The organism is Bacillus sp. C-3-6, assembly GCF_054509685.1.
In genome coordinates this window covers 2,095,776-2,115,031 of sequence record NZ_CM137247.1, presented here as the reverse complement: position 1 = coordinate 2,115,031, position 19,256 = coordinate 2,095,776, and the positions used below count along the sequence as shown (strand labels likewise).

Sequence of the window (19,256 nt, the reverse complement as noted above, 5' to 3'; positions counted from 1 at the left end):
CCCTTCATTCAATTACTAGTAAGTTAGAACTAATTTGAAAATCAGCTTCTGTATGTCGTTTTATATCTTCTACTGTGTATGGGCTCATTAATTCTTGTAATATAAGTCCACTCGGAGTTACCTCCATGACCGCCATATCAGTAATAATTAAATCTACACATTTCTTTGAAGTTAATGGCAATGTACACTCTGAAATAATTTTTGCATTTCCGTACTTATCAACATGATTCATCACAACAACGACCCGCTTCGCTTTTTGTGCTAAATCCATTGCTCCACCAATACCTGGAACACGTTTTCCAGGTACAATCCAGTTTGCTAAATCACCGTTTTCACTTACTTGTAATGAACCAAGAATCGTTATGTCTAGCAAACCTTTTCGAATCATACCAAACGCTGTACAACTATCGAAATAACTCGCTCCTGTTATAAGAGAAGTTGGTAAACCTGCCGCGTTACACAAATTTTCGTCTTCATTCCCTTTACTTGGCGTTGGTCCCATACCGACGATTCCATTTTCCGCATGAAACATAACATTTATATCGTTAGGCAAATGATTTGGTACAAGCGATGGTATGCCAATACCTAAATTTACAATCATGCCATTTTGTATTTCTTTCGCCGCTCGCCTAGCAATCTTATCCCTCACTTCTACGCCCATACCCATTTCCAGTTCACTCCTTCCGACGGTACAATATAATTTACGAAAACACCTGGAACGACAATTTCCTCTGGATCTAAACTTCCAAGCGGGACTATTTCTTCTGCTTCTACAATTGTTATATCCCCAGCCATCGCTACGTGAGGATTCATATTTCGTGCACTTTTGTCAAATACAAGGTTACCAAACGGATCTGCCTTTTTCGCAAATACAATTGAAACTTCAGCAGTTAATGCTGTTTCAACTAAGTAGGTCTTACCATTCATTTCAACTGTTCGTTTTCCCTCTTCCACAATCGTATCAACACCAACATCAACTAAAACACCACCAAGACCAACGCCACCAGCGCGAATGCGCTCTGCTAATGTTCCCTGCGGAGAAAACTCAATTTGTAATCTTCCCTCGTTTAGTTGCCTTCCTGCATTTGGGTTGGAGCCAATATGAGAAGTAATTAGTGATTTAACTCTTTCATTTGTAACAAGACGACCGATACCTACATCAGGGAATCCAGTGTCATTTCCAATCAAATTTAAATTTGTAACGCCTTTTTCTAAAATTGCCTGTATTAAAGATGGAGGGGATCCAATCCCTCCAAATCCCCCAAACATTAATGTCATATCATCATGGAACAAAGAAATTACTTCCTCAATTTCTTTTAATTTACCGAATGTATTTGTAATAGTTGTCATGCGATACTATGCCCTCCTTTTTGCATCATCTCTTCCACACTTTTAGAGAAAATTGAAAGTAATTCATCTAACTCGGAATATGTAGTTGTCATTGGCGGTGCTACAAGCAGTGCACTATCTTCTTTTCCTGCTTGCCCTGAAACTGCTTGGTATAAAAGTAGGCCATTTTTAGCTGCAACTGAAATAAGCTCCGACGCTTTTGTAAACGGTTGCAATTCTACTCCGATTAGCAACCCTTTTCCGCGCACATCAGCAATGATTGTCGATTGTTGCTGAACTTTCTGTAAGCCTTTTATTAAATACTCTCCCTTTTCTGCTGTTTTTTCAGGGAGATTATGTTTCTCCATATATTCAATAACAGCTAAAGCCGTTGCTGCAGACAATGGATTGGCACTTAACGTATGACCGCTCATTACTGAACGTGACCCACGTAATATTGGTTCCATAACACGATCACTTACAACTGTCGCTGCCATCGGTGTATATCCCGCTCCTAACCCTTTACCAAGTGTCATGATATCCGGTTCTACACCCCAATGCTCCATTGCAAACCATGCTCCAGTACGACCAAGCCCAGTCATCACTTCATCCGCAATAAATAAAATATCGTAATGGTCGCAAATATCTTTAATGACTTTATAATAGTCTTTCGGCGGAACAACCGCGCCTCCAGCTGCTCCGATAATCGGCTCAGCAATAAAAGCAGCAATATGCTCTGCACCAATTCTTTCAATTGATCTTTCTAGTTCAGTCGCACATGCCAGCTGACAAGTTGGATATACCTTTTGAACAGGGCATCTGAAACAATATGGAGCTGGTATAGTCGGATAATCTTCCAAAATAGATACGAAACGTTGTCTACGTAGTGGGTGACCAGACATCGATAACGCACCCATCGTAATACCGTGATAACTCATCCATCTTGATAATATTTTATGTTTCCCTTGAATACCTCGCTCTTGAAAATGCTGAATTGCAATTTTCATAGCTGTTTCATTTGCTTCCGTACCACTATTTACAAAGAAACTCCAGTTCAAATCTCCTACACTTAAATCACTTAACTTCTTTGCTAATTTTTCAGCCGGTTCACTCGTAAACTGTGATCTATAAACAAAAGCAATCTCCTCAGCTTGTTTTTTAATAACGTCTGCAATCTCCTTTACGCCATGCCCAATACCTGCCGTAATTGCTCCTGACGAACCATCAAAATATTTATTACCATTTTGATCATACAAATAAACACCTTTTCCATGTGAAATCATTGGATACGGCTGACCAACAAGTGGTTTAATTAAGTAATCGCGCATAGCGCTCCCCCATTTCTCCAATTTGTATATATATGAAGAAAATTGACGTTTCTTTCATAAAAAAGAATCCTCTGCAAAAGCAGTGAATTTATCAAAAAACTATTATAAAATATACAAATGAGTGCTTAAAAATATTTATAAAACAGAAAATTCAGAACTAAAAGTGAAGACCAATCCTTTTCTATACGCCCAAATAACCCTCCCTTTTATATGAAATGACTACATCACCAAATGTTTTTATAGCATAATGCCAGCTGCCCTTAAATGCCGACATTCTGTACACTTCGACGGAACTCCCGTTAAACTCCTTCCTAATATCCTACTTTAAATTGCATATTTTAAAACAAATTTCGACACCCCACCTTACTAACCAATTCAGATTCATATTTAATATGTAAACTTTTCATTTTTAAACTATAAAAAAAGAACCGATTAACCACACTAATCAGTTCGTCATGACGCTCTCTTATGGGTTAATACTGTCAATTGCTAAAATAAATAGAAAAATCATGTTTACAAATTCATCCTACAGCCTATAAAACAAAACCTTTTCATAACTTCATTCACAATTACTATCGGGATATCCCTATCCCGAAGTGGCACCCCTTTCCTCAGATTCAAACTACCTTTCCTTTATAATTTATGTAGGACAATTATCACTTTGTATGTGTATTTGCCTATAATTAAAAAAAACTCTAGTTTTCTAGCGATTGCTGGACATGTATTCAATATGTTAATTGAAATGCAGTTTCAATTTGGCATTTATTTTACTTTCGTGCAGTCATATGTACTGCTTTACTCTGCCAAATACTCGTAAGCACCAGCAGCTCTTTATGACGACATATTAGTTGTCAATTTTTAATATTCCCTTTATAAAATTATTTTTTTCGCATAACCGCTTTCTTGCTTCGCATATAGTTTTAATGATGACAAAGGAGGAATGTTCATGTCTCAATCTGAAATTGAAAAATATGGACAAGAAGTTACGCAATACGAACAGCTCGCACGTTACTATCAGTTTCGTAATCCTAAAAAATATATAGAATTATATATGAAATATTGCGATGCACTTTCAAAACTTGTACAGGCGCATGAGAAAAGGGATTCACAAGAAGCTGCTTTACCGTCACATATAAGAATTTTTCATGCCGATCCAAATATATCAGCGGTTGATATTTTAGTAAACGGACAAAAGGTTATTAAAAGTATTTCATTTAAGCAATTCAGCCCTTATTTATCATTAGTGCAAGGTAAATACCGTATAGATATTGTCCCTGTCGGAAATGAAACTCCAATCTTTTCAGCATTGGTACCAATAATGGGAAATCATACTTATACTCTTGCTGCAATAAATAGTGATAATCACCTACAATTACAACCTATACTTGATAATACACATTTACCAGCTGGTCAAGCTAAAATTCGCTTTGCACATTTCTCTCCAGATACCCCTGTTGTAAATGTAGATTTAAAAGATGGAGATCATTTATTTGAAAATGTACTCTTTAAACAAATAACAGATTTTTTACAAGTTAGCCCTGGTACAGCAGATATTGAAATTTCACTCGCAGATAATAAAAACGTTTTATTGACTATTCCAAAATTCAATGTTGAACCAAATGTTATTTATACAATTTCAATAGTAGGTTATTCAAATAAAGACCCTAAATTAGAAGCTGTTATACTTACAAATTAAAACAGTCTACACCATTCATTTGGTGTAGACTGTTTATTTTTGAAATGCAATTTGAAATTCCGTCCAATCGTTATCTGATCGACACATAATGGACCCATTATGTTTTTCCACAATTTGTTTACATACAAATAATCCAATACCAGTTCCTAACTTTTTAGTAGTTACAAATGGTTCAAAAATCGTTTCTACATTTTCAGCTGGAATCATTGGCCCATTATTTTTTATCACAATTCGAATAGCTTGATCTTCTTCAAATACATCAATGATAATTTTCCGTTCTTCTTTCATCGATTCAAGAGCATCAATTGAATTCATTAATATGTTTAAAAATACTTGTCTCACTTCACTTCGATAGCCAACAAGCGGAATTGGATACGGTAAGTTCTTTTCAATCGAAACATTCGCATTGACCAAACTCGGATATAAGAATTGTATAATGTCTTGAAACAAGTCATTAAGCCAAAAACGTTCCGATTCATTCCACATTTCTTTTTTCGATACGAGTAAAAATTGTGAAATACGAAAATTTAATTGATCTAATTCATGCGAAATAATATCTAAATACGATAAACTCGGATGATCTGCCTTTAATAATTTGACAAACCCCATAATGGAAGTAAGCGGATTACGAAATTCATGTACAAAACTAGCTGACATTTGTCCTAAAATCGTCAGCCTTTCTTTATGTGTTTCGTTAATATATTGCTGTTTTTCCTCTAAATTCTTCGATATAATTTCCGAGTATTTTAAAACAGTATAATAAATTAATTTGTCAAAACAAGTATGTATTTTTGCCATAATTGGTTTCAATTCACGAGCGCTAACATCTAATTCACACATCGCTTCGAAAAGTTCATTTCTTCCCACGTTTGCGTTATAAACAAAATCTCCAATATTCGCATCTGCTCCAGCACGTTCAATAGCAATTTTCTCGCATAACGGTTGAAGATAATTTATATCTTTCTCTTCCATAGTAAGTTCGATAATTAACTCTAGTAAATCCTCTCCATTTTGAACTACTTCTAGTTTAAATGGATCTTTTTCGGAAATTATCATTTTGTTTTTCCAGTTCTCTACGAATTGGTGCCTATTGTTTTTCAAGTGTGAACAAAATATTTCTTTAATATCCTTATCGATTGGAAAAACCTCCATTCCCTCCATTTCCATACGACGAATACCCTTTATATTTTGAATATTAACACAAAAAATACGATTCGTTAATAGATTTTTGTCACATTTTGTTAATTTCTGTTGATAAAATTATTTTTTCTTTCTTATTTAACTAATTGTATGCAAATTCCCTTTTTCCTTCACATATTTTCATTATTTCCGTAGTCAAAACGACTTTTTTTTGCATCATTTTTAATTCTTGCGTACAATAGAAAATGAAAGGTGTGAAAAATATGGTAAATAAAAATGTGGAAGATTATCTCCAAGAAGGCATTTACGGCCAAAAGCAAAACAAACCAGAAGAACGTAATATGTATTTAACTACATTACGTGAGCGTGTAGAAATCGCTTTAACGATCGGTCAAGTAATGCAAAGTAATGTATACTCTGAAGTGGCAGGTAGCATGCGCTCTTCTCAATCATTACAACTCCTCCTAAATGGTAGCATTGCTTACCCACATTTATCAAAATACATTAAATTAGCAAACGAAAAAAATGTTCCTTTTACAATTGTTCAAAATAAAGATACAGAAACACCAATCGGTTTAGTATTAACTCATGCTACTGCTGTAGATAAAGAACAAATTTATGTAGAAGATACTATTTTCAAACAAGAAATGAAGTAAAAGTTACACTTAATTAAATAGTTACTAAAAGCGTAAAAAAACGAGTATGGAATCGTAAACATTCCCTACTCGTTTTTTAGCGCAAATTTTAAGTTTTCTATTTTATTTTTTAATACATACTAATTTCATTTCTGTCATTTCTTCTATTGCATATTTAATTCCTTCGCGCCCCGTGCCACTTTCTTTTACACCACCATAAGGCATATGATCTACTCTGAACGTTGGAATATCATTAATCATGACACCACCAACCTCTAGCTCATCAATTGCACGCATTGCTTTAAATAAATTATTTGTAAATACTCCTGCCTGTAAGCCGTAACGCGAATTATTTACTTGCTCAATCGCTTCATCAAATTCTTTAAATGTATTTACTGTCATGAGTGGACCAAATACTTCTTGGCACTGCACAGATACATGATCTGGAACATTTGTTAATACAGTCGGTTCAAAAATTCTTGCATCCCGCTTCTTACCACCGCATAAAACAGTTGCTCCTTCCTTGATTGCTTCTTGAACCCACATATCAATTCGCTCTACATCTTTTTTTGAAATTAAAGCTGATACATCCGTTTCCTCAAGCAGTGGATCACCAACAACAACTGATTCCATCGCTTTCTTTAGCTTCGAGAGAAATTCATGCATTTTCGTTTCATGTACAAAAACACGTTGTACGGAAATACAAACTTGCCCATTATTAACAAATGCTCCCCATTTTACACGTTCAATTATTTCATCTGTTAACTCTACATCTTCATCAATAATAACAGCAGCATTTGAGCCTAGTTCTAACGTAACTCGTTTTAGCCCAGCCTTTTGTTTTATTCCGATTCCAACTTTTGGACTTCCGGTAAAAGTAATAGAAGCAACGTAATCATTTTTGACGATTTCCTCACCAACCGTGGCGCCAGGGCCAGAAATGATATTTAAAGCTCCATTTGGCAATCCTGCCTCTTCAAATAACTCAACTAATGCATAAGATGATAATGGCGTTTGATCAGCTGGCTTTAATACAACTGTATTTCCAGCAGCAATTGCTGGTCCAACTTTATGCGCTACTAAATTTAACGGGAAATTAAATGGTGTAATAGCCCCTATAACCCCAATCGGCTTTCGGATTGTATATGCAATACGCCCATCCGCACCAGGTGCGGCGTCTAATGGCAATGTCTCACCATATATACGCTTCGCTTCTTCAGCTGCAAATTTGTACGTTTGAACAGTACGATCTACTTCTCCCCTTGCAGCACGTATTGGTTTTGCAGCTTCTTTTGCAATAATCTCTGCAAATTCTTCTCTTCTTTCATCCATTTTTTGTGCAACTTTCTCTAAAATAGTCGCACGATCATATGCAGATAATTTATTCATTTTTATCATTGCATTTTTTGCAGCAGTAACAGCCTCTTTTACATCTTCTTCCGTTCCTTGTGCAATTTCCGCTAATGTTTCTTCAGAATATGGTGCGTATAATGGTTTATACGTGTTTACAGATTTCCAATTTCCGTTTATATATAAATGCTTTTTCATACTTCTTCTCCTTCCAAATATATGTATACAACAATACTTCACCTAGTGAAAGGTTCAACTTATGTCATTGTATCATAGCCCTTATCCCTCAAAAAACATTATGCTCAAAAAAACTCTGCTATATAGCAGAGTTTACGAGCTAATTTGCTCTTGTAACGAAATTTGTTTTTCATCTTCTAAAATAACAATCGATTCTACTATCTTTGTAACTTCTAATCTTTTTATATAATGTCCATCTAATTCTTTCACACAAAACTTATAATTTTCAATTTCAATGGAATCCTCTTCAGCAATCTCTATATTCTTTGTTAAAATCCAACCACCGATTGTATCAACACCATCATCATCAATCCCTAAACCAAATAACGTATTCACTTCACTAACAAGTACTTTTCCCTCTAGTATCGTCTTCGTTTCACTAACCTTTTGAATTTCTGGCTGCTCATCCGTATCAAACTCATCCTGAATATCTCCAACAATTTCTTCCAAAATATCTTCAACAGTAACAAGTCCAGATGTCCCACCATATTCATCTATCAATATAGCAATATGTGTTCTTTCTTTTTGCATTTTTAAAAACAAATCATGAATTGGAATAGAATCGATAACTAAAATAATTGGTCTCATATATTGCTCTACTGTCTTCTTATTAACAGCTTTATGTTGTACAAACTCAGTAAAAATATCTTTAAAATTCACAAAACCTATTACGTGGTCTTTGTCGCCATCAACAACTGGATACCTTGTATATTTTTCGCGAGACATTTTTTGCAAAGCTTCTTCAGCGGGCATTTCTTTACTTATAATATTCATTTCAGTTCGAGGTACCATTATTTCTTTTGCAATCCGATCATCAAATTCAAAAATTTTATTTACATATTTATATTCAGATTGATTAATCTCACCATTTTTATAACTTTCTGAAACTAACAACCGTAATTCTTCTTCTGAATGAACCTCATCATGCCCCTTCGGCGGTTTCAGCCCTAGCAGCTTCGTAATGATTCGAGCTGAACCATTTAATAGCCAAATGAATGGGAATGCAATACGATAAAAGAAAATTAACGGCTTAGAAACAAGCAAACTCACTTGTTCAGATTTTTGAATTGCAAATGTTTTTGGGGCCAATTCCCCTATTACAACATGTAAAAAAGTAATTAACAAAAATACTAAAGTTACAGCAAAAATGTCTGCTAGTTGAGTAGAGATATTCCAATTTGCAAAAAGCTTATCAAACATTTGCTTTAACGCAGGTTTACCAAACCACCCAATTCCTAAAGCTGTAACAGTAATTCCTAACTGACAAGCAGATAAATATTCGTCTAAGTTTGTAATGACTGTTTTGACCGATGTTGCACGATTATTTCCTTCTGCAATTAAATAGTCAATTCGTGAACTTCTCACTTTAACAATTGCAAATTCTGCTGCAACGAAAAATGCCGTTAAGGCAATTAAAACAATCACTATACTTATACTATATATGTCCAAATACTTTTCCTTACTTACATTGTAAGCAAGGAAGCCACCTCCTACTTAATTTTATTCAAGTGAAGTAAGCATTCTAATACTCTAACAAAATTCTACATTAGCAACCACCTTTTTATATATTATATGCATACATAAAAAAGATATTTATCATTATGATAATCTAATTCATTTACACTCGTCAAATTATTCTAAATGTTACGATAAAACATTTTTATTTAAACGAACTATTCTTCTCAACTCAATTTCGTGAAAAAACACTTTCTTTGCCGATTCCACACTTCTTTTGTCGCACTAGAAGGGAACTTACTTCATAGCTCGAAATCATTCAACAGGATATATATAGGAGGGATTATTTTGGAATATAAAACACCATTTATCGCAAAAAAATTAGGTGTTAGCCCAAAGGCTGTTGTCCGGATCGCGCAACAATTAAATCTTACGATAGAAAAAAACAAATATGGCCACTTTATTTTTACACAAGATGATGTCGATCAAATGTTAGAACACCATCTATTTCAAATAGAGCAGTCTCAAAATCCTCAACCTACTCAAAAGACTTCCTCAAATGAGGTTGAAGAATTAAAAACTCAAGTCAATACAATTGTTCAAAACATATCATCGAATGATTTTGAACAATTAGCTGATCAATTAAACACTATTACGAGAAGACTCGATCGAATGGAAGAACAAATGCAAGATAAGGCAAATGATGTCGTCACGTACCAACTTTTACAACACCGTCGTGAAATGGAGGAAATGTTAGAACGAATTCAAAAGTTAGAAGCTGCCCTAACGAAAGAAGAACCCATTTATATTACTCCTGATTCAAAACCAACATACGAACGAGAAAAGAAACCGAAGCGCCGCAAAATGATTTTTAGTATATTTGGATTATAATTTTTAGACCCTTATTAAAATAATAAGGGTCTTTTTTAATGAAGAGTTATATCTTATAAAAATATTATTCTCTTTATTATACATATTCACTTCGTTTTATTTCGTTAACATAATATTTTTACTGTATTCTGCAATTAATGCCTGTGCATGAGCATTCCCTTGAATCACATCACGAAATTCTTTTAAAGAATACAAATGCGTAACCCCTTTTCGAGCATGAATTCTTACTGGTACACCTTGTAAAGTATCATGAAACTGAAATGGATTATCTATCGGTTCAATTGGAAAACCGAGTGTAAGTAAATACATATACATTCTTTTTGTTACTGCTGCAATGTACCATTCAGCTTTTGTTTCTAACGCATGTATAAATAAAATAGCTGTTAACCTTTTAAAATGTCCTCTCCCACGAGACGTTTTCGAAATACTTAACTTGCCTATTTCATACACATTCTTCAAATCTTTTACTAAATCATTTTTAGAAAACGGATAGAAAAACTCAGAATTTGATTGTTCAGGTACCGTATACTTAATACATTCTACTGTACCAATAGGATGTTCATCTTCTATTAATAAAAATCGTGATGGATTTAAATTACGTTCTACGAACATTAAGTTTCTTTCTTCACAAAAATCTCCCCATAGTTGCTCGAACCCAAAATGTTCTTCCTTTGTTTGAACACGCTGGAACATATTTAACCGCCTTTCCCATCGTCGCTCTGTTTTTTGATAACGCTTTCACTATCTATCATATAAGAACAAATCTTCGTATGCAACTAAAAATATTTATTACTTATTATATTCTGCAAAATGAATTAGATTCCAATTTAATCGACTTTTATCCCGCGCTCACATTCCTTTTAATAACATATTTATATCATTTTTCAAATCTAACTTACAATATGTTTCTTTCCATACAGCATATAATTCTTCTTAATCTAAAAAAATCCTTTATGAAAAAGGATTTCTTTTACTTCTCAATGCTTTTTAACCACTTTTCAAAAATTTGTACCATCCCGTGTTTTCCAGCTAATTTCTCTTCCCCTTGTTTCGTCTTATATGGATATAACTGCAAGAAAACACCACATCCAGACTCAATTTTTTTACTATGCATATGGCTTCCTGGATATACACAAATGACTTCATAAATTGACCTTCGATAATAGACTCGCTTTCCATCCTGTTCTTCTACATACTTTATAGACCAATACTTATACATTTGCTCAGTTGCTTTCGTATTTCCGACGTGCTGAAAAATATTGTACATTGGACTATACTTCACTTCAATAATAATAGAAGATTTATATACGTATTTCCCATCTTCTTTTACATAACAGTCTAAGCGAATATCTGGCTTCTTCGTATCCTCACCATTGTAAAAATTACTCCCTTTACTTAATGCAATAAGAGGATGTGTTTCAATTAAGTCATTAAATGCGACATGCACCTTTAAATCATCTCGTTGTAAAACTACTGTCGTTCCATCTTGTAATCCATCTACATAAAAATGTTCTTGTATTTGTTCACGAATGGAATTTCTAGCCTCAAAACCAATTTGCTCTAAAATTGAAATAACGATAAAAAAAGCGTAATATTCATACACTAAAAACGTTGGCTTATAAACAAATAATAACGATGGAGATTGATCCGTATATTGCGGGAGTACTTCTAAATGATGTAGTAATTGTTGATGTGGTATCGGTAAATCATGTAAGTTCATATTACTTGTTTCAGTAACTTCCCTCCAAAACGAGGAGTGCATTAACATTTGAAAATATTGTACATTTTCATGCACAATGTGCGCCAATATTTTATATTCTTGTATTTTCATTGAGCTCTTTCGTAAATCGGCTTCTTTTAGTAAATGTATATTTTTATATTTTTGCTTCTCTCTATCGGTTACTGATCCATTACGCTCAATTGTTTGTATAATTGTTTTTACGGCTTGAAACTCTTCTGATTTTTTCTTTTTTTCTCTTTCTAATATTTCAATTGTTTGACGTAAAAAACTTTTAGCTTCAATTAAATAATGATAAAATTGCATCGATTTATATTTAAGAAATGCATTTTCCTTACTATTTTTTTGTTCCATAAACTTACGATTATAATGTTTTGCATAAGGTTTTCTTTCTGCCACTATGGTTCCTTTTCTTGTTGGCTTTCTCTCTTTTCCTTCCCATTTATATGCATTTATAAATTTTGAGCTTGATTCTATTTTCTTAAAGATTTGCTTTATCATCTTCATTTTTTGGGGTAACTTTCTAAGCAACACTAAATAAGAAGAATCCTCAATATCGCTAAGTGCAGAGAAAGTCTTTTTATAATAACCTCTATCCAAAATCAACTCATTTAAAATTGACTTCACATAGTCTTGAATCATTTCAAATTGATCATCAAAAAAGTTTTTCGGTACGATTTGAAAAGCACCATAATACGTTGTATCTTCTATACGAACTTCAAAATGGTATAAACCACAGCGCCATGGATAAAAGAATTCTGTTTTCCCATGTTCATATATTAATACTCTTTGTTTTTTTTCATTTATTTCATATTGAGCCTCTTTTATATTTTTCTGTCCCTCATATACTTTATTCCATATAAAAGTAATATTCATTGGGATTTCATAATTGTACTGCAATCTAATCGGTTTTAATTCTTGTACTTTATAAATGCATTGAACTAATGCTGTAGTAGATGTACAAAGACGATTTAATAAAATATAATCTCCTTTCCCCTCATTTCCAATGATTAACTTTAATACAAAAGGGAGCGTTTCATTCGTATCAACGATTTTTGTTTCGTAACGCCCTTCATTTTGCATATCCATACAGCTCCAGTTCCCTACGTTTTTCTCGTATATATGCTAAAGAGTGTTCAAATGTAGATACTCTGTTTGCAAGTGCAGATTGCAAAAGAGGTACTAAGGTCGCTCCCCTTTTTGCTTCTTCAGAAAGTAAAGAACCAACCATCATTTCGGTCCCTCTGATTTTCGTCAATACACGCTGCTTTATTTGTAAATCAAACCCTTCTTCTCTACTGATCATATAGGTATGGTTATTTTGGAACGGTATATTTTGCAAATAAGTCGCAATTGCGTTTGCACATCGGAAAGAAATTCCCTTAGACGCATCATGTGATGACAATACGACATGCAACTTATCTAATAGCTCTAATTCTTCTTCAGAAAACACTTCAATCATCGCTTTATTTCTCATCCAATTTATCCGAAATTCTCCCGCTGTTACTTTCAAAGGTGGGTGTAATACGACTTTCCCCAGTTCCATGCCCATCTCACAAAACGGAATTTTTTGTAACGTTATTAAGTTCGTTCGGTCTAATAATCGATCGGAGAGCTCTTTCGTTGTTTCATCAAAATTCACAGTACCTACAAATATAATATTTTCTCCAATTTCAATTGTTGATGGAATTGAATTCTCAATGTCCTGAACACCCTCATACAAGTTTAAAATACGATTTTTTGTTTCAAGTTGAAGAACAGATAAAAATGGAGTAAACCAATGCTCAATATGTGACATGTTCATTTCATCAAAAACGATAATATACAGTTGATTGGGATTTTCTTTCGCCTTCATTAACGTCCTAACTAACTTCGTTTCACTTTCAATAAAAGTACCATTTGGATGAAGGTAACCAAGTAAATCATGTGGTTCTTGATACGATGGTGAAATTGGAATCCAAACCAATTCTTCCCCATACTGTAATCCTAATGCTTCTGCATAAGTTTGCACAAAACGTGATTTCCCAACGCCCGGTATACCACCAAGAATCGTTAACATATTTGTTTTTACACTTATATGGAAATTATAAATATCCGTTGCATCCAAATATAGCCCTTTATTATGCACCATACTTTGTACATACTGTAAAAAGGACGATTCACGCTCATCCCATTCCCATTCATCTTTTTGCACTTTTATATCCTCTACTTCAACTAGCTTACCTTCTTCATGCATTCGTTTTTTTAATTGCTCATACACATGATCACTTACAAAATATAATTGATCTTCTACCGCTATTTCTACATACTTCGTCCAGTCACTGCAGTTTATATATTTACATTCACGTTTCTGTTCAAAATATGCGATTGAGCTAATTGATGACTTTAAGGATATGTTTCCATACAGTCTTCCATCGTGCCACAATAATTCGGGAGGCTCAAAGTCCTTCGGAAATTTAGGCATAAGAAATGATAAATAACCGTTGCTAAGTTTTCGTTCTAAAGATTCTCTTTTTTTATTATTTGTAACTTTAGGTGCCGGAATCATTTTATAGCTGCTTGCTATTTCTTTCGGTTCTTCTGTACATATTAACTCCACGTATACATTTCCTCTTTCATAATAAAGACGAAACATCACTAATTGCTTTTCTAATTTCCTCTTCTTTAATTCCAAAAAGATTTTTTCATTCTTTTTATTACTACATAATCCTTCAAATACATAGGGTTCATTTGCAAATTGTTCCTGTAAAGTGAATGGTATTGGCGATAAGCATTGTACAAAGAAATTCTCTCCACTCTTCTCTTTTTCAGCTTTTGTAAATTTCCCTAAAAATCTCATATAGTACATTCGTTTTATAAAACTTGGCTGAAGAGCTTTATGTAATTTCACCTTAGTCACCTTCTTTTTTCATACTATTCTTAGTGTATGAAAGAAACGAAAAACTAGAAATAAAAAACCTGACGTTATCCGCCAGGTTCAAAATTAAAACGTATATTAATGAGAAGGAAATGCTTTTTTCTCTTGTAAAATTGCATTATGAGCAATTTTCATTTTAGCAAGTACGTAACGTAATCGATCTTCAGCATTTTCATCTTTACTTTTTTGCAATTCCGCCAAATTTTCAACAGAACTTGCTAAATTCTCAATGACTCCTCTCAGCTCAGGATGATGATTAAAAAAAGATTCTTGCACTAATACTTTCCTTAACTCACTAGCTAAATCAATTATTCTAGACAACTGTTCTTTTTCTTCCATTCTCATCCCTCCTGAATATCTTATGTAGTAAATATTCTCTAAACAAAGAAAAAAGCCCTTTAAATGAAAAGGACTTTTTACATTTTTATATTTCCAGTTAATAACATATACAGTGATGTGATAGCCGCAATAATAATTGCCCACATCACATATTTCTCTGCACCTGCAAAGCAACGGTTCCCTTGTTCTTTTCTTGCAAACGTGTAAACAATAATTCCAATTCCATACACAATTGAAACTAGTAGTAAATTCTTTAAACCAGCTGCATAAAGAAGCCATACAGAGTAAATAGAAGCAATTAAAGCTAACGCTCCATTTTTTAATTTAGCGTCTTTTAGCTCGTTTGTAATGACTAATTTAAATTGGAATAACGCTGATAATAAATATGGTAATAAAATTGATGTTGATGCAATGAAATACATAATTTGATATGTTGATTCTGAAAACAGAACGATGATAAATATAATTTGGGCAACACCATTTGAAATCCATAATGCCATGTGCGGTGTTTGCTTTTTATTTGTTTTCGTAAAGACTTTCGGAAATACGCCATCTTTTCCGGCTACATGAGAAATTTCAGAAACAAGTAAAAACCAGCCAATTAATGTACCGACAAGTGAAGCAACTAACCCAATGTTAATCGCAACTGCACCCCATGGACCAACAACATGCTCTAATACATGTCCCATTGACGGAGTTTCTAGCACAGAAAGTTCGCTTCTTGTCATCGCTCCCATTGACAGAACAGAAATTAAAATATATATGGACATTACTAAAATAAGTCCCATTACTGTTGCCTTACCAACATCTCGGCTATTCTTCGCTCTTCCGGATAATACAACCGCTCCTTCAACTCCAATGAAAACCCAAAGTGTTACAAGCATTGTATTTTTCACTTGACCAAGTATAGCGGAAATTGAGAAGGTTCCTTCTCCCCAAAAATCATGTGTAAATGTGTCCCAGCGAAAGACTGTTACCATTACAACAATAAATAAAACGATTGGAACTAACTTCCCTATTGTTGCGATAACATTCATAATAGAAGCTTCACGGATTCCAAATAAAATTAGAAAATGAAGTGTCCATAATAAAAGTGATGCCCCAACGATAGATGCAACATTATTTCCTCCTTTGAAAATTGGAAAGAAATAACCTAATGTACTAAACAGTAACATAATTGTTGCGACATTACCTAAGATTCCTGCTAGCCAATATCCCCAAGCACTATTAAATCCAATATATTCACCGAAACCAGCACGTGCATAACTATAAATTCCACCTTCAAGTTCCGGTTTTTGTCTTGCTAACGTTTGATATACGAGCGCAAGTGGAATCATTCCCATCGCTGTAATACACCAGCCAATTATTATTGCACCACTGTTTGCTCCTACTGCTAAATCATGCGGTAAACTAAAAACACCGCCACCAACCATTGTTCCAACTACTAATGCGATTAACGGAAAAAACCCTAACTTCTTTTCTATTTGTACCACCCCATCTGTCATTCTAGGTGTTATGTTCGTTCAACTATTAAAGTCACCTTTTTCTCTAATAGACGTTTCTCTTATATTTTTTCAGGAAAACATTACTTATTCTAAAAGAAAATGAACAAAAATGGAATACTTTTTTGAAAAAATGTATAAGTATGCACAAAAAAACCGCTCATTTTGTAATGAACGGTCATTTCAAACATATAAATTTGTATATTTCTTGTAAATTTAACGAAGTAAATTCTCTTTTTCTAAAAATTGTTTTGCGACTTCTTCACTACTTTTACCATTTACGTTAACTTCATAATTCATTTTTCGCATTTCTTCATCTGTAATCTTTCCAGATAATTTATTTAATACCTTTTCAAGTTCAGGATATTTCTGTAACGTTTCTTTTCTTAATAATGGCGCTCCTTGATAAGGTGGGAATAACCCTTTATCATCTTTTAGCACTTTCAGTCCATATTGCTCCAATTCACTATCTGTTGAATATGCATCAATTACGTTAACATCTCCAGATTGAATTGCGCTATAACGCAGCTTCGGCTCCATCGTTTTAACATTCGAGAACTTATAGTTATATAATTTTTGCATTCCTTTATAACCATCTTCACGATCAGCAAATTCCAATGTAAACCCTACTTTGGCTTCCTGCGCAACATTCCCTAAATCAGAAATTGTATTTATATTCTTTTGATCTGCTATTTTTTTCGGCATGGCTAGTGCATATGTATTGTTATACTCCATTGACTTCAACATAACCATATTATATTTCTTTTCCATCCCAATGCGAGCCTGATCATATACTTCATCACGATTTGTGCTCTTTGGTTCTTCTTTCACGAAAGTAGATAAAGCTGTTCCTGAAAATTCTGGGTATATATCTACTTCCCCGGATTTCAACGCTTCAAATACAAATGCTGTTTTTCCAAGACCTGGTTTTAATTGTACGTGTAAATCGGTATCTTGTTCAATAAGTTGCTTATACATTTGAATTAAAATTTCAGGTTCTGATCCAAGTTTGCCCGCAATAACAATATCTTTCTTTTCTGTACTCCAAAGAAATGGAGAAGCAATCATTACTACAACTATACATATCGTCAATATAACACGCTTAGAAGAGCGTTTCGGTCGTTCAAGTATGCGAAGTACTATATCAAAGAATAAAGCGAGTAACGCGGCTGGTACGGCCCCTAAAATGATAAGTGCATGATCATTTCGATCTATGCCTAATAATATAAGCTTACCAAGCCCACCAGCACCAATGAGAGCTGCTAATGTAGCCGTTCCAACAATTAATACCATCGCTGTACGAATACCGGCCATAATGATAGGCAATGCAAGAGGAAGCTCTACCTTCCACAGCCTTCTCCAACTATTCATCCCCATAGCTCTCGCGGCTTCTATTAGTGATTCATCTAATTCCCTTATTCCTGTATATGTATTTCGTAAAATAGGTAATAGTGCATACACAACTAATGCAATAATCGCTGGAAGTTTTCCGATTCCTACTAACGGAATTAATAGTCCGAGTAATGCAAGTGATGGCACTGTCTGCATTACTGCAGAAGTTCCTATTATAAATTCAGCCATTCGTTCTTTTCTTGTTAATAAAATGCCAAGTGGCACCGCTATAATTACTGCAAAAAATAATGAAATAAGCGATATTTGTAAATGCTCACTTAATGCAGTTAGTAATTCTATTTTTCGTTCTTGGAACGTTTGTATAAAATTAGTCACTGTTTAGCCTCTTTCCTTCATTTGTTCAACAATGTAATTGACGATATGACGACTTGTTAACGCTCCAATATATTGACCGTTTTCTTCAACTGGAACGATTTCCTCATCACGCACACGAACTAACGCTTCTTGTAAAGAAGAATGTAATGATAGTGCCTGCCCTTCTAATTGCACACTTTGATCAAGCGGCAATACATCTGCTACACTTTTCTCCTCATACCAAGTTCGTCCACGATTTCCAATGAACTCCTCTACAAATTCATTTTTCGGATTATGTATAATTCCTTCTGGTGTATCTAGTTGAACAACTTTTCCTTCTTTCATAATACAAATTCGATCTCCAAGTGATAATGCTTCTTGCATATCATGTGTTACGAACACGATTGTTTTTTGAATCTTTTTTTGCAACTGTACAATATCCTTCTGAAGCTGTTCCCTACTTAATGGATCTAACGCACTAAATGGTTCATCCATAAGAACGATTTTCGGGTTTGCGGCTAATGCTCGCACGACACCGACACGTTGTTTTTGTCCTCCTGACAATTCATCAGGCATACGATCTCGATATATATCCGGATTTAATCCAACCATATGTAACAAGTCATCGACGCGTGCTTTTATTTCCTTTTTGCTCCATTGCCTCATTTCTGGAACAACTGCAATATTTTCAGCGATTGTCATATGAGGAAACAAAGCGATTTGCTGCAACACGTATCCTATATCCCAACGTAATTCGTTTATATTATATTGTTGAATATCTTTTCCATCGATTAAAATCGATCCTTCAGTCGTTTCGATTAAACGATTAATCATCTTCATTGTCGTTGTTTTCCCGCAACCACTCGGACCGATGAGAACGAAAAATTCTCCCTTTTTAATTTCTAAATGCAATGAATCCACTGCTTTCGTGCCATCTTCATACGATTTTGACACATGATTAAATTGAATCACAAACACAACTCCTTTACTGT

General features: G+C 34.1%; 16 protein-coding genes. 3 read left to right on the top strand and 13 right to left on the bottom strand.

The features are described from left to right. Positions 1–4: 4 nt before the first annotated feature. The 3 genes from ACW0JX_RS10920 to ACW0JX_RS10910 are packed head-to-tail and all read right to left on the bottom strand — an operon-like array spanning position 5 to position 2,657. The gene (locus ACW0JX_RS10920; protein WP_053564592.1) at positions 5–667 is read right to left on the bottom strand and encodes a CoA transferase subunit B; all 663 of its coding nucleotides are present in this window, start codon (positions 665–667) and stop codon (positions 5–7) included. Further along, positions 652–1,350: an acetate CoA-transferase subunit alpha gene (gene atoD, locus ACW0JX_RS10915; RefSeq protein WP_144465462.1), complete on the bottom strand. Its 699-nt coding sequence runs from the start codon at positions 1,348–1,350 to the stop codon at positions 652–654. The genes ACW0JX_RS10920 and atoD overlap by 16 nt, the downstream gene beginning before the upstream one ends. Next, complete coding sequence (locus ACW0JX_RS10910) at positions 1,347–2,657, bottom strand: aspartate aminotransferase family protein (protein WP_001205877.1); 1,311 nt, start codon at positions 2,655–2,657, stop codon at positions 1,347–1,349. Before ACW0JX_RS10910 ends, atoD begins: the two co-directional genes overlap by 4 nt. Positions 2,658–3,603: 946 nt before the next feature. Here ACW0JX_RS10910 and ACW0JX_RS10905 point away from each other — a divergent pair. Next, positions 3,604–4,353: a DUF4397 domain-containing protein gene (locus ACW0JX_RS10905; RefSeq protein WP_095690971.1), complete on the top strand. Its 750-nt coding sequence runs from the start codon at positions 3,604–3,606 to the stop codon at positions 4,351–4,353. Between the two features lie 33 nt (positions 4,354–4,386). On the opposite strand, the gene ACW0JX_RS10900 is transcribed toward ACW0JX_RS10905, so the two are convergent. Beyond that, positions 4,387–5,520, bottom strand: coding sequence for a BA2291 family sporulation histidine kinase (locus ACW0JX_RS10900; protein ID WP_089170929.1), 1,134 nt, complete (start codon positions 5,518–5,520; stop codon positions 4,387–4,389). Positions 5,521–5,756: 236 nt separating this feature from the next. On the opposite strand from ACW0JX_RS10900, the gene ACW0JX_RS10895 reads away from it, so the two are divergent. Then, the gene (locus ACW0JX_RS10895) at positions 5,757–6,149 is read left to right on the top strand and encodes a YueI family protein (RefSeq protein WP_000247562.1); all 393 of its coding nucleotides are present in this window, start codon (positions 5,757–5,759) and stop codon (positions 6,147–6,149) included. Between the two features lie 102 nt (positions 6,150–6,251). On the opposite strand, the gene ACW0JX_RS10890 is transcribed toward ACW0JX_RS10895, so the two are convergent. Further along, on the bottom strand, positions 6,252–7,676 hold the full coding sequence (locus tag ACW0JX_RS10890) for an aldehyde dehydrogenase family protein (RefSeq protein WP_095690972.1): 1,425 nt from the start codon (positions 7,674–7,676) through the stop codon (positions 6,252–6,254). A gap of 132 nt (positions 7,677–7,808) precedes the next feature. After that, complete coding sequence (locus ACW0JX_RS10885; RefSeq protein ID WP_095690973.1) at positions 7,809–9,164, bottom strand: hemolysin family protein; 1,356 nt, start codon at positions 9,162–9,164, stop codon at positions 7,809–7,811. Positions 9,165–9,518: 354 nt separating this feature from the next. On the opposite strand from ACW0JX_RS10885, the gene racA reads away from it, so the two are divergent. Next, positions 9,519–10,061 carry a chromosome-anchoring protein RacA gene (gene racA, locus ACW0JX_RS10880; protein ID WP_000456013.1) on the top strand — a complete coding sequence of 181 codons (543 nt, stop codon included), beginning with the start codon at positions 9,519–9,521 and terminating at the stop codon, positions 10,059–10,061. 96 nt (positions 10,062–10,157) lie between these two features. On the opposite strand, the gene ACW0JX_RS10875 is transcribed toward racA, so the two are convergent. The 7 genes from ACW0JX_RS10875 to ACW0JX_RS10845 form a co-directional block, all read right to left on the bottom strand. Beyond that, on the bottom strand, positions 10,158–10,754 hold the full coding sequence (locus tag ACW0JX_RS10875) for a hypothetical protein (protein WP_000487795.1): 597 nt from the start codon (positions 10,752–10,754) through the stop codon (positions 10,158–10,160). Between the two features lie 277 nt (positions 10,755–11,031). Then, positions 11,032–12,882, bottom strand: coding sequence for a hypothetical protein (locus ACW0JX_RS10870; protein WP_001178725.1), 1,851 nt, complete (start codon positions 12,880–12,882; stop codon positions 11,032–11,034). Continuing rightward, positions 12,872–14,689 (bottom strand): AAA family ATPase, encoded by a 1,818-nt coding sequence (locus ACW0JX_RS10865; RefSeq protein ID WP_000766193.1) that lies wholly within the window; start codon positions 14,687–14,689, stop codon positions 12,872–12,874. The genes ACW0JX_RS10870 and ACW0JX_RS10865 overlap by 11 nt, the downstream gene beginning before the upstream one ends. Positions 14,690–14,794: 105 nt before the next feature. Further along, entirely contained in the window at positions 14,795–15,055 is a 261-nt protein-coding gene (locus tag ACW0JX_RS10860; RefSeq protein WP_000391447.1) for a hypothetical protein, read from the bottom strand. Positions 15,056–15,132: 77 nt separating this feature from the next. Further along, positions 15,133–16,560, bottom strand: a complete 1,428-nt coding sequence (locus tag ACW0JX_RS10855) for a basic amino acid/polyamine antiporter (protein ID WP_144465461.1) — start codon at positions 16,558–16,560, stop codon at positions 15,133–15,135. A 213-nt stretch (positions 16,561–16,773) separates the two neighbouring features. Next, entirely contained in the window at positions 16,774–18,285 is a 1,512-nt protein-coding gene (locus tag ACW0JX_RS10850; RefSeq protein ID WP_459245662.1) for an ABC transporter permease/substrate-binding protein, read from the bottom strand. Between the two features lie 3 nt (positions 18,286–18,288). Further along, positions 18,289–19,236 carry an ABC transporter ATP-binding protein gene (locus tag ACW0JX_RS10845; protein ID WP_095690976.1) on the bottom strand — a complete coding sequence of 316 codons (948 nt, stop codon included), beginning with the start codon at positions 19,234–19,236 and terminating at the stop codon, positions 18,289–18,291. Between the last annotated feature and the right edge of the window lie 20 nt (positions 19,237–19,256).